Raw genomic sequence first — 12,323 nt, 5'->3', positions numbered from 1 at the left:
GACGCGTTACTCAGCGCGGCAAGGCGCCGACCTCCCGGTCCCAGCGTGACAGCAGGCGGCGTCGCTCGGCGGAGGCACCGAAGCGGGCGTTGTCGTAGTCAATGATGCGCGCCGTCGCCATGTTTGGCGCGCCATCGGTCAGCGGCACGCCGCGATTGGCCATCGTCTGCAGCTTGCGCGCCTCCTGGCTGGCGACGAGCTGCGCGGGTGCGCTCAACGCCCAATCGTAGAAGCGCTGGGCGGCCGGCAGGTTGCGTGCGCCGCGCAGGATGGACATGGAGCCGATCTCATATCCCGTGCCCTCGCACGGCACGGCATGGCCCACCGGGAAGCCCGCCGCGCGTTCCTCGGCGGCGTTGTGCACGAAGGAGATCGAGACCGCCGTCTCGCCACGCGCCACCGCCGTGATCGGTGCGGTGCCGCTGCGCGGATAGGCGTTGATGCTGCCGTGCAGGCGCTTGAGGTAATCGAAGGCCGGATCCTCGCCCATCATCTGCACCAGTGTCGCGATGACGATGTAGGCGGTGCCGGAGGAATTCGGGTTCGCCATCTGGATCTCGCCCCGATAGGCGGGATCCAGCAGATCCGCCCAGCAGGCCGGGGCCGGCAGGTTTCGGCGCGCGAGGAGTTCCGTGTTGAAGCCGAAGCCGAGCACGGACGCATAGACACCCACGGTGCGCCCCTGGGTCTGGCGCCATTGCGCCTGCGCCCACTCATGCAACTCGGCGATGCGCGGGCTTTCGAAGGGTTGGGTAAGGCCATCCTCTCCGGCTGCGACATGCGGGTCGCCCGTGCCGCCCCACCAGATATCGCCGCGGGGGTTGCGCGCCTCGCTGCGGATCGCGGCCAGCATCTCGCCGGTCGAACGCTGGGTCAGCGTCACGCGGATGCCGGTCTCGCGCTCGAAGCCGCGCGCGATGGGCTGGCACCATTCGATGGTGGCTGAGCAATAAAGGTTCAATTGGCCCTGCGCGAAGGCTGTGCCCGGAAGCACCGCCAGCAGGCCGGCACCGATGATCGTCCTCATCGCGGCAGCGACCCAATCTCACGGTCCCATCGTTCGAGGAGTCGACGGCGCGTGCTGGCGTTGCCGAAGGCGGCGAAATCGTAGTTGATCAGGTTGACCTTGGTCAGATCGGCGATCCGTGCATCCGGTGCCGCTTCGCGATGCGCGGGTGTGTGGAACTGGTTGACCCGCGGGCCGATATCCATCGCCGCCGGCGTCAGATACCAGTCATAGAAGCGCCGCGCCTGGGCCAGGTTGCGGGCGCCGCGGATGATCGACATGCAGGCCACCTCGTAGCTCGTGCCCTCCGTGGGGAAGACGAAGTCGATGGGGAAGCCGGCCTGCTGCATGGAGGTGACCTCCATGTTGAAGCTCACCGCCAGCGCTGTCTCGCCGCGCGACACAGCCTGCATCGGCGCAGCACCCGAACGCGTGTAGGCATTCACGTTCGGATGCAGCTGTCGCAGATAGGCAAAAGCACGATCCTCATCCCAGAGCTGCACCAGCCCGGCGATGATGGTGTAGGCGGTGCCCGAGGAATTGGGGTTGGGAAGCTGCACCTCGCCGCGATAGGCGGGGTTGAGCATGTCGGCCCAGCTGCGCGGCAGCGGCAGGTTCTTGCGCGTCATCAGCTCGCGGTTCCAGGCCAGGCCGATGGCGCCGGAAGACACGCCGACACACCGCTCACCCGCCATGGCGTGCACGCGCACCGCCCAATCATGCAGGCCTGCCATGTTGGGCGAGGTGTAGGGTTGCAGCAGATTCGCCTCGGCGGCGCTGATATGCGTCTCGGCCGAGGCGCCGAACCAGATGTCGGTTCGCGGGTTCTGCGCCTCGGCGCGGATCTGCGCCAGGATCTCGCCGGCGGATTTGCGCGCCATGGCGACCCGGATTCCGGTCTCGCGCTGGAAGCCCGCGGCAATCGCCTCGCACCAATCCGCGGCCGGGGCGCAGAGCATGTTCACCGTGCCCTGCGCCGCCGCGGGTGTCGCAAGGGCGAGGCTTATCGCGGCGGCGGCCGCGAGGGTTTTAGGTGTCATCGGCAATGCTCCTTGCAGCAGGAAAGGGGGTGGGCGGCGCGCAGTGTGGCGCCGCCCAGGGCAATTCAGCGGGGCAGGGCGCCGACCTCGCGGTCCCAACGCTCGATCAGGCGCCGGCGCTCGGCCGCGCGACCATACTTGGCGAAGTCATATTCGATCAGCCGGATCTGCGAGAGGTCGGGCGCATTCGGTGGCAGGGGTGCCTCGCGGTTGGAGGGGGTCTGCAACTGCCCGCCAGCCTCGAAGCCCAGCCGTTGCGCCGGCGCGGTCAGCGCCCAGTCGTAGAAGCGCCGCGCCTGGGTCAGGTTGCGCGCCCCGCGGATGATGGACATGGAACCGATCTCGAAGCCCGTGCCCTCGCAGGGGGTGGCGTAGGACACCGGGAAGCCCGCATTCCGCTCGGTTACCGCGTCATGCACGAAGGAGAGCGAGACGCCGGTCTCGCCGCGTGCCACGGCCTTGATCGGACCGGTGCCGCTGCGGGCGTAGCTGTTGACGTTCGGATGCATCCGGCGAAGGAACTCGAAAGCCGGGTCTTCGCCCATGATCTGCACAAGGGTGGCGATGATGACATAGGCGGTGCCGGAGGAATTCGGATTCGCCACCTGGATTTCGCCGCGGAAGCGCGGGTCCAGCAGATCCGCCCAGCAGGCGGGCGGCGCGATGTTCTTGCGCGCCAGCAATTCTGTGTTGTAGCCGAAGCCGATGGCCCCCGCGTAGACGCCGATCGCGCGCTGGTTGGATTGGCGCCACTGCGTCAGCGCCCAGGGCTGGAGCTGCGCGTTGTTGGCGCTCTCGAAAGCCTGCGTCAGGTTCTCCTCGCTGGCGGCGAGGTGCGGGTCACCGGTGCCACCGAACCAGACATCGCCGCGCGGGTTCTGGCCTTCGGCCCGGATGGCGGCCAGCGTCTCGCCGCTGCCGCGCTGGGTCATGCTGACGCGGATGCCCGTGTCGCGCTGGAAATTCGTGGCGATGGCCTGGCACCACTCGATCTGCACCGAGCAGTAAAGGTTCAGGGATCCTTGGGCCGCCGCTGGTGGGGCAGCCAACAGCCCGAGCGTGCCGAGCGTCATGGCGGGAAGCAGATGGCGGGTCATGATGGCGTTCCTCCGGTCGATCATTGACGAAGAAGTGTGGCCTGGGCGGGGTCGAGAGCAAGGCCGATGGCAGACCCGGCAGAAAGCGGGGCGAGGCCGCGCAGATGCGGCTCCTCCGCCACCAGGCGGAGCCCTTCGCCCGCCTCCAGCGTGTAGCGGACATGGCCGCCCAGGAACTCGGCGCGCAGCACGCGCGCCTGCAGGGCGCCACCCTCGCGCAGCAGGGTAATGGCCTGCGGGCGCAGCGCCAGCGTGGCGCGGCCTGGCGGGCCGGTCTCGGCGATGCCGCTGGGCATCGGCAGAAGAAGGCCTCCGGTGTGGAAACCCTCCGCGTCCAGGGCGCCTTCCAGCATGTTGGCGGTGCCCAGGAAGCCGGCCACGAAGCGGTTCACCGGGTGGTCGTAGAGCTCCGTGGGCGCGCCGACTTGCAGGACCCGGCCCTCATGCAGCACGGCCATGCGGTCTGCCGCGGCGTTGGCCTCTTCCTGGTCGTGTGTGACGAGGATGGTGGTGAGGCCAAGCCGGCGCTGCAACTCCACCAACTCCGCCCGCACCCCGGCCCGCAGCCCGGCATCGAGGTTGGAGAGAGGTTCATCCAGCAGAAGCACATCGGGCTCGATGGCCAGCGTGCGGGCAATGGCGACGCGCTGCTGCTGCCCACCGGAAAGCTGCGCCGGACGACGATCGATGAACTGCGCGAGGCCCACGAGGTCAAGCGCGGCGCGGACCCGGCGGTCACGCTCGGCGCGGCCGACACGGCGCTGCTCCAGGCCGAAGGCGACGTTCTCGCCCACGGTCATGTGCGGCCACAACGCATAGCTCTGGAACACCAGGCCCACATTGCGGTCCCACGGTGCCAGCCGCGTGGCGTCGCGGCCGCCGATCATGATGCGGCCGCGCTCCGGCTGGCCGAAGCCCGCGATAAGGCGCAGCAGCGTGGTCTTGCCGCTGCCCGAGGGGCCAAGGAAGGCGAAGAATTCGCCCTTGCGCACCGTGAGGGAGACATCCTCCAGCACACGCGTGGCGCCGTAGCCGAAGCTCACGGACTGGACATCGACACCGGCTTCGCTCATGCGGCCCTCGGATCACTGCTGCGGGTGCGGCGGCCGCGTTCGCGCTCGGCGAAGCGGTGGGCGGCGAAAGTGCAGATGGCCACGACCAGCACCGCGATGACGCCGAGCGCGGCACCAGGACCTCGGCCCGACGCACTCTGCATGAACAGGTAGATGCCGAACGACAGCGGCGCGTCCACGTCGCGCGTTGCGAGCACCAGCGTGGCCGAAAGCTCCACGGCCGCGGTGGCGAAGCTGGTGACGAACGCGGCGGCGAGCCCACCGGCCATCAGCGGCACCACGATGCGGCGCAGCGTGGTCACCTTGCCGGCCCCCATGTTCTCGGCCGCTTCTTCAAGGCTGCGATGCACCTGCTGCAATGCGGCGGTGGAGGCGCGCAGCGCGTAGGGCAGGCGGCGCACCGCCAGAACGATGGTCAGCATGATCCAGGACGTAGCGAGCGAGGCGCCATCCCACAGCTTCACGTCGAAATAGGTGCGCAGGATGCCAATGCCCAGCACCAGGCCCGGCACCGCGAGTGCTGACATCGCCGCCAGGTCCAGCAGCTTGCGCCCGGGCAGCTTGGTGCGCAGCACCAGCCAGGCGATGGTGACGCCGATCACCACGTCGATCAGCCCGGCCAGCCCGCAATACAGCAAGGTGTTGGTGATGAATTGCGGCGTCTCGCGCAGCACCGTGCCGTAGTGTTCGAGCGTCAAGCCATCGGGCAGCGGGCTGAACGACCAGATGGTGCCGAAGCTGAGCAGCAGGATGCCGATATGCGGCGCCAGCACCAGGAACAGCACCGGCACCACGAAACACCAGCACAGGATCAGCCCGCGCCGGCTGAGTTCGCGCCGGCCAAGCCCGCCGCCGCCGCGCTGCTGCGTGGCGTAGTCCCGCCCGCGCAACAGCAATGCGGCGAGGCCCATTGCGGCGACGGACACGACCACAAGGATAACGCTGATGACATAGCCCATCGGGTCGGCAAGACCGACCGAGGTGACCCGCAGATAGGCCTGCGGCGCCAGCATGTTCGTAACATTCAGCATCAGCGGCGTGGCCAGGTCGTCGAACACCTTCACGAATACCAGGCTCGCCCCCGCGAGATATCCCGGCAGGGCCAATGGCAGCACGATACGCCGCAACAGGGTGAAGTTCTTCGCCCCGAGATTCTGCCCGGCTTCCTCCATCGAGATGTCCACGTTGGACAGCGAGGCGGTGAGGTTCATCAGGATGAACGGAAAGTAGTGCAGCGATTGTACGAAGATGACGCCGTTCAGCCCGTCCATCAGGTCGAGGCGGAAGCCGAACCAGTCCATCAGCAGCAGGTTGACGGTGCCGTTGCGGCCGAACACCAGCTGCATGGCAACGGCACCCACGAAGGGCGGCATCACCAGCGGCAGCACGCCCAGCGTCGTGATCAGCGCCGTGCCAGGAAAACGATAGCGCGCCAGCATCACCGCCAGGGGCACGGCGATGAGCGAGGCAAAGACCACGCTCATCGATGCGACGTAGAGGCTGTTCCAGAAGCTTTCGATGAACAGGCTGGTGCGGAAGAAATCCGCGAAATGCACAAGGGTGAACGCACCATCGCCAGCCTGGAACGCGACCATGAAGACGCGTCCCACCGGCACGATGAGGAAGGCGAGCAGGAATGCCGCGACCAGCAATGCGGCCACGATCTGCACAGGGGACGCTTCGGTCCGGTATCTGGCGAGGAACGGGCGCGCGGGCGCAGCCTCAGTGGTTGCCGACACGCCTGTTCCTCCGACGCTCAACGTGCCCGCTGCGCTCGTTCGGCGAGTTGCTTCGCCTCCGCATAGGTGGCGACGGCGTAGCGGTCCCACTGCTCCTCATACTCCGCCTGGCGGCCGGCGGCGGGGCGGTCGGGACGCGTGGCGCGGAAGGCGCCGGCGATGGCGGGATCCGACGCCTGGGCCTCATTGACCGGCACCGCCGTCAGCTTCGCGCGCGCCTCTGCCACAAGCCGGCGGCCTTCGGCATTCTCGCGCCGCGAGAGGGCAGCCTCCGCCGCGTGCACCGCCTTCCACGCCTCGGTCAATTCGCGCAGGCGGAAGGTAATGAGGCGGTCGAACAGGCTGTTCAGCAACTCGTAGCGGGATTCGGAGACACCGCTGTCGAAGCGCACGCGTGCGCCCAGATTGGGATTGGTGAACGGGTTGGGGAAATCGGCCGGGGCGTTCGCATAGGCCTCCGGCCGCACCGGCAGACGCATGACGCGCGGGTTCAGCAGCACCGCCTGCCCCTCGGGCGAGAGCAGGAATTGCACGAAGGCGCGGGCGGCGTTGGGATTGGAGGCGCCTTCGATCATGCCGATATTGGCCGGCACCAGCGTGGTGACGGTGGGATAGACGAATTCGACCGGGAAGCCCGACGCCTTTGCCGAAAGGCCGAAGAAGTCGATCACGATGCCGATGCCATACTGCCCACTGTTCACGGCATCCGGCACGCCGAAGGAGCGATCCGACACCTGGGCGTAGTTCCCCGCGATCTCGAGCAACTGCGCCCAGCCCGGCGCCCAGCCTTCTCCCTGCAGAATGGTCTCGATGGTCAGGTGCGTGGTGCCAGAGCGGCTCGGCGCCGAGATCCCGATGTGGTTCTGGTAGACCGGGTTTTTCAGGTCTGCCCATTCCCGCGGCGCGGGAAGGCGGTTCGCGCGGATGTAGCGGGTATTATACATGATGCCGTAGCCGGAAACGGCGAAGCCGAAATACCGGCCATCCGCGTCATGGGTGGGCTGGCCGCCGATGCGATCCGGGATTCCCGACGTGTCGATCTGCGGACGGGCGAGCAGGTTACCGGCCTTCAACACCTCGAACGCATCCGGCGCGCTGGCCCACATCAGATCGGGCGGAGAGGAACGCGTCTCACGGATGAAGGCGACGGCTGCGGTCGTATTGCGATTCTGCACTTCGACGCGCGTACCGGGATGAGCGGCTTCGAAAGCCTGCACAAAGGGGGTCGTGACATCGCGCGAGAAGCTGGTGACGATCACCACGCGGGATTCCAGCGCGGTTTGCGCGGCAGCGTGGCCCATCATGGAGGCGATGCCGAGTGCTGCGCCACCGGCCATGAGGCCGCGGCGGGATGTGGCTGCGTGGTTCATGAGGTACCTCCCCTTGGCGCCGAACTTTACATCCGGACGTTCATTATACTGAAATAAAAGTGTCATGATAGGGAGAGGTACGCAAGGGCGGTGCGACCCAGATCAGACACTTGCGCCCCACCGCGACCACGCTTCCGCGATCCGTATCGCCACAAGGATGGCCGACTCGCGCCACTCTTTCACAGCGGAAAAATGGATCGCGCCATCGGGTGCAACGCCGGGCAGCGGGACCTGCCGCTAGCCGAATGACTCAGACCATTCGGCAGACGGGCGGCGTTGGGCGACGCGCCTGATGTTGAAGCGCTGAGATTTGAGACAGAAAAGCAGGTCCGGCGTACTGCTGGTGCCAGACTTGCCAAAGTGCTCGCTCTTGAAGTCCGGGTCTCGGACAATGGAGGTTCGAGCAATGGCAATTTCCAAGCGCGCAGAACGGACTTTTACATGGATTTCAGAGTTCAGTACCAGAATGGCAAAGTCAGGAGGTTCGGACAGAATTGTCTTCGGGAGGCAATTTTCTGCCATCTCGGCTCGCGCACGGCTCGTATGTGAACTGGCGGATGGGGTGGGATTCGAACCCACGGTGGGCTTGCACCCACGCTGGTTTTCAAGACCAGTGCCTTAAACCGCTCGGCCACCCATCCCCGTGCCCCAGCCTACCCCAGGCCGCGGCCTGGGGAAATCACCCGGTGGGTTCCAGGTCATCGAGCAGGCTCAGAACCGCATCGATATGGCGCGGCCAATCCGGTGCTTCCCACAGCGCCAGGCGGCGCATCTGCGCGTCCCGCCTGGGGGTGGCCGGGGCGGCGTAGGCTTCGACGGCCCGCTGCCATGCAGGGAGGTCCAGCGGGTCGAGGAATTCCGGCACCTCGCCGCCGATTTCCCGGTGCGCCGCGATGTCGCTGCACAGCACGGGCGTGCCGCGCGCCAGTGCCTCGGCCACCGGCAGGCCGAATCCCTCGATGAAGGAGGGCATTAGCAGGGCACGCGCCTGGTCCATCAGCCCCGCCACAACGCCATCCGAGACCCGGCCGAGTTCCAGCACATGCGGGCGCAACCGGGCGCAGCGGTCCAGCAGGTCCAGCACCTGCTCATTGTCCCAGCCGCGATTGCCGACGATGACCAGCTTGGGCACCGGCCCTGGCGCCTCCGCCAGCCGTCGCCACAGATGCAGCAGCATCAGGTGGTTCTTCCGCGGCTCGATGGTGCCGAGGCAGAGGAAGAAAGGCGTGCCGTCCAGCGCTGTCGGCAGCGAGGCGGCCCGGCGTGGCGCCACGCCGAGCGGCGCGGCCAGCAGCGGCAGCCCAGGTGGCAGCAGCGGGCGCAGCCGCTCGGCAGTGGCGGCGGAATTGGCGATCACGGCGCTCGCATGCTGGCGGATGGTCCGCAGCCGGTGCCCATGCCGGACGGTCTCCGCACTGGCCACATATTCCGGCCAGTCGAGTGGGATCAGATCATGCACCAGCGGCACCAGCCGGGCGCCGGTGCGCCGCAACAGGCGGGCCACCGCCGCGGTGTGCGCGAGGGGGTGGTGGGAGACGTTGAGATAGAACGGCGCCGGGGCAGATGGCGCGCGGGATGGCGGCGCACGCCAATGCGCCAGGCTGCCGGCGAACAGGGACAGCGCCAGCGGCGCCAGCCGATGCAGGGTTCCGCCCTGCCAGGCCGGGCCCACGGCGCGCACCAGCCTCGCGGTGCGTGCCGTGGGCAGCAGGCCGAAGCCGCCGCGATAGTCGAAGGCGACGAAGCGCAGGCGGCTCCCCGCCTCGATCAGCAGATGCTCCGCATAGGCGAGTTCCACGCGGTCAACGCCGGTCAATGTGCCGCGGAAGACGCGCCAGAGCAGCCGGGAGACGTCGAGCCAGATCGGCGCCGCTTCAGCCGCGCGCAGGGCGGGGCGCGATGCAATCGGCGCGGCCCTGGCGGCGGTGGGCGGTGCGGGGACAGCCAGAAGTTGCAAGGCGCGGGGGCTCATGCGCTGCGCACCCTGCACCACCCAACACGAAACGTATCATAATTGAGGTATTTCTGGTTGCATAAGACAGACGTTTTTTCGTCTCGGTTGTGCATGGCCGTGTCCACACTCTTGCAAAGCGTTGACGCAAAGGTGTATCGATCTACCCTGAGTTGCTGAACAAACGCAAACAGGAATGCACAGCTGTGCACATCGGATCAAAAACCGATCCTTCGGATCACCGCATGGCGCGCCGCCCCCGGCTCGCGATCGTCAGCACCTACGACGAACTTTGCGGAATTGCGGGCTATACCAGAGCCTTGGAGCAGCAGCTGCAGGCCGGCATGGATGTCCAGGTCTTCGACCTGGACCAGTATCTGCTACGGAGCACGCATCGAAGGGTGCAGGCCCTCGCCGCGCGACATATCCAGGATATCGCGCTAAAGTTGCATAAATTCGACAGCGTCAATATTCAGCTCGAGCATGGCACGCTCGGCCGAACGGCGTCTCAAATATTGAGCAGATTCCGCATGCTGACGCGCCACGCGCCGGCCCTCTCCGTCACCTTCCACACCATCCTGGATGAGGCGGCGCAATCCAGCGGGCAGATCTGGCGCCATGCGACGCGGCTGCGGCTTGGGGATGCCAGCCTCGCGGCGCTGGACAGCCTGCGCAGCAAATGGCTGTCGCATGGCATCTATGGGGAGTTGCGCCGGCAACAGCGCCGCAAGCCCGTGCATGTCATCACCCACACACGCCGCGACATGCGGCTGCTGCGGGATGTCCACCGGCTGGCGGATGTGCACCACCACCCGCTGTCCTTCGTGGCGCCGCAGGCCGCGCTGGCCATCCGCGCAGCGGCGAAGCGGGAGGCGTTTCCCATGATGAAGCGCCTGCCGCCGGGCGCGAAGCTGATCGGCACCTTTGGCTTCCTGTCCCCCTACAAGGGCTTCGAGACGGCGGTGGAAGCGCTGCGCTACCTGCCGGAGGATCACCACCTGCTGGTCTTCGGCGGCATCCACCCGCACGCCATCGCCCGCAACCAGCCACGCGACGCCTACATCACGAAGCTGCTCACCGAGGGCCGCATTGGCCAGAGCGTGATCGACACGCTTCGGGAAGGTGGCAGCACCAGCCTGGCGCTGGATGCCTCCGCCGCGCAGCTGCTGGCGCGCCACCCGCAGGATCTGCACGACCGGCTGCACTTCATGGGCGTGCTGGACGATGCGCAGTTCATGACCGCCATGGCGCTGTGCGACACGGTTGTGCTGCCCTATCTCGAGGTCGGGCAATCCAGCAGCGGCCCGATCGCCATGGCGCTGGAAATGGGCTGCCGGGTCATCGCCTCCCGCACCCGCGCCTTCCTGCAATATGCGCGCTATCACCCGGACCGCATCGAGTTCTTCGACATCGGCAACTTCGCCGAGCTGGCAAGGCGGATCGAGGCCGGCCCGCCACCGGCGCCGGCGGATCGCCGCCTCAGCCATGACACGACGACGAACGCCGCGCTGTACATGCGGGTCAGCCTGCCGCCAGGCATGTCGCCGCCACGCGACGCCGCGGCCGCGGAGAAGGCTGCCGCGCCGCTCACGCCCCCGGCGCCAGCCGCGCTGGCCCGCATCTAGCGGGGAGGGGCGGACATGGCAGCGGAGCAAAATGCTCGGCGAAGTCTCGCGGCGATCGCCGCCGCGATCGAGGCCGGCGTGCCGGATCAGGCCGCGGGTCTGTTCGATGCCTGGGTGAATCCCGCGCCCGCGGCGGCGCTGGTTGCGCTGCTGCTGCTGGATCGGCGGGCGTCGCTGGCCGCCCTGCTGCCTGCCGCCGGCGAGGATCTGCCGGGTCTGGAAGCGGCGCTGCAGGATGTGGGCCTGCCGGTCGGCGGCACCGGGCCGGATCTGGTCGCGGCGCTGCTCGGCGCGGCGCGCGATCCGGCGGCGGAGGCGCCGCGCGTGCATTTCGCCTCCCTCGTCCTGGTCGCTGGCCGCCATCGGCTTGCGGAGGCGCTGCTGCTGCCCGCCTGGCAGGGCCAGGACAGCAGCGCCATGGTCGCGCGCGCATTGTCCGGCACCTGGATGCTGCTGGGGCGGGAGGCCGAGGCGCTGGAGGCGGCACGCATCGCCGCCGAGGCCGCGCCTCAGGCGGCGGAGCCGATGGAACACCTCTCCGGCCTGTTGCTGCGCGCCGGCCAGCCTGGTGCCGCGCTGCTGGCCGCCGGGCGCGCCATCGGGGCGGAACCCAACGCGCACCAGGGCTGGCGGCTGGCCTCGACCGGGCTGCTGGATCTCGGCCAGACGGCGGAGGCGATTGCCGCGGCGAACCGCGCGGCGCGGCTTTCGGCGCTCCACGCGCCGCATGCCGAGCAGATCCGAACTGCGCATGCGGCGGAACTTCCGGTGGCGCGCCCCGGCGATGCGGCGGTGCTCCGCCCCTCAGTGCCAGCGGGCTGGGCGCGGCTGCCGGAGTCCACGGCCCCGCCGCCAGCGCCGCCCCTGGGCCGCGCCCTGGCCGCACGTGCCCGCATCATCGATGCGCTGCTGCTGCGGGAATCGCGGACCATGTTCAGCCACAGCCGCCTTGGCTATGCCTGGGCGCTGGTCGAGCCGCTTTCACATGTGCTGCTGCTGAGCGCGGTGTTCCTGTTCCTCGGCCATGACAGCCGGCCGCCGATCGGCGATGCCATGCTGACCTTCTACATGACCGGCGTACTGTCCTTCCTGTTCTTCGCGCATATGACGGAACGCGCGATGGATCTGCCGGCGAACAGCCGGTCGCTGCTGGTGGTGCCGGCGGTCGGGCTGTTCGACATCCTGGCGGCGAAATCGGTGCTCTCGGCGGTGACGGACCTGGTGGTCGCCGCCATCACCTTCCTGCTGCTGATCGCGATGGGCGTCGGGCGGCTGCCGGATGACCCGGCGGCGATGATCGGCTGCTACCTGGTGCTGTTCCTGCTGTCCTTCGGCGTGGCCTGCGTGAACATGGTGGTCTCCAGCTTCACCTCGGCCTGGGACAAGCTGTGGCCCAGCATCCTGCGCGTGCAGTACTTCACC

Annotated in this window: 9 protein-coding genes and 1 tRNA gene; 2 read left to right on the top strand and 8 right to left on the bottom strand. The window is 68.0% G+C overall.

Features of this window, described 5'->3' with window-relative positions:
• Positions 1-10: 10 nt before the first annotated feature.
• The 8 genes from Q8S40_RS16570 to Q8S40_RS16535 form a co-directional block, all read right to left on the bottom strand.
• Positions 11-1,027 (bottom strand): ABC transporter substrate-binding protein, encoded by a 1,017-nt coding sequence (locus Q8S40_RS16570; RefSeq protein WP_305671253.1) that lies wholly within the window; start codon positions 1,025-1,027, stop codon positions 11-13.
• The gene (locus Q8S40_RS16565) at positions 1,024-2,046 is read right to left on the bottom strand and encodes an ABC transporter substrate-binding protein (RefSeq protein WP_304815568.1); all 1,023 of its coding nucleotides are present in this window, start codon (positions 2,044-2,046) and stop codon (positions 1,024-1,026) included. The genes Q8S40_RS16570 and Q8S40_RS16565 overlap by 4 nt, the downstream gene beginning before the upstream one ends.
• Positions 2,047-2,111: 65 nt before the next feature.
• Positions 2,112-3,143 (bottom strand): ABC transporter substrate-binding protein, encoded by a 1,032-nt coding sequence (locus Q8S40_RS16560; protein WP_305671252.1) that lies wholly within the window; start codon positions 3,141-3,143, stop codon positions 2,112-2,114.
• Positions 3,144-3,163: 20 nt separating this feature from the next.
• Positions 3,164-4,216: an ABC transporter ATP-binding protein gene (locus Q8S40_RS16555; protein ID WP_304814001.1), complete on the bottom strand. Its 1,053-nt coding sequence runs from the start codon at positions 4,214-4,216 to the stop codon at positions 3,164-3,166.
• Entirely contained in the window at positions 4,213-5,886 is a 1,674-nt protein-coding gene (locus tag Q8S40_RS16550; protein WP_305671251.1) for an iron ABC transporter permease, read from the bottom strand. Before Q8S40_RS16550 ends, Q8S40_RS16555 begins: the two co-directional genes overlap by 4 nt.
• Before the next feature lie 86 nt (positions 5,887-5,972).
• Positions 5,973-7,217: an ABC transporter substrate-binding protein gene (locus Q8S40_RS16545; protein ID WP_305671250.1), complete on the bottom strand. Its 1,245-nt coding sequence runs from the start codon at positions 7,215-7,217 to the stop codon at positions 5,973-5,975.
• Between the two features lie 659 nt (positions 7,218-7,876).
• Positions 7,877-7,966 (bottom strand) — tRNA-Ser (locus Q8S40_RS16540).
• A 38-nt stretch (positions 7,967-8,004) separates the two neighbouring features.
• Positions 8,005-9,297 (bottom strand): glycosyltransferase family 1 protein, encoded by a 1,293-nt coding sequence (locus Q8S40_RS16535; protein WP_305671249.1) that lies wholly within the window; start codon positions 9,295-9,297, stop codon positions 8,005-8,007.
• A gap of 299 nt (positions 9,298-9,596) precedes the next feature.
• On the opposite strand from Q8S40_RS16535, the gene Q8S40_RS16530 reads away from it, so the two are divergent.
• Positions 9,597-10,901, top strand: a complete 1,305-nt coding sequence (locus Q8S40_RS16530) for a hypothetical protein (protein ID WP_305671248.1) — start codon at positions 9,597-9,599, stop codon at positions 10,899-10,901.
• A 15-nt stretch (positions 10,902-10,916) separates the two neighbouring features.
• Positions 10,917-12,323 (top strand): ABC transporter permease (locus Q8S40_RS16525; protein ID WP_305671247.1); only part of this gene is annotated, 1,407 nt, incomplete at its 3' end.

The sequence above is a fragment of the Falsiroseomonas sp. genome (genome assembly GCF_030695085.1).
GTDB lineage: Bacteria > Pseudomonadota > Alphaproteobacteria > Acetobacterales > Acetobacteraceae > Falsiroseomonas.
Note: the sequence above shows the minus strand (reverse complement) of the source record. Positions and strands in the feature narration are given on the sequence as shown.

Coding starts and splice junctions, on each gene's coding strand:
- Q8S40_RS16570 (WP_305671253.1), bottom strand. CDS start 1,027: ATGAGGACGATCATCGGTGCCGGCCTGCTGGCGGTGCTTCCGGGCACA.
- Q8S40_RS16565 (WP_304815568.1), bottom strand. CDS start 2,046: ATGACACCTAAAACCCTCGCGGCCGCCGCCGCGATAAGCCTCGCCCTT.
- Q8S40_RS16560 (WP_305671252.1), bottom strand. CDS start 3,143: ATGACCCGCCATCTGCTTCCCGCCATGACGCTCGGCACGCTCGGGCTG.
- Q8S40_RS16555 (WP_304814001.1), bottom strand. CDS start 4,216: ATGAGCGAAGCCGGTGTCGATGTCCAGTCCGTGAGCTTCGGCTACGGC.
- Q8S40_RS16535 (WP_305671249.1), bottom strand. CDS start 9,297: ATGAGCCCCCGCGCCTTGCAACTTCTGGCTGTCCCCGCACCGCCCACC.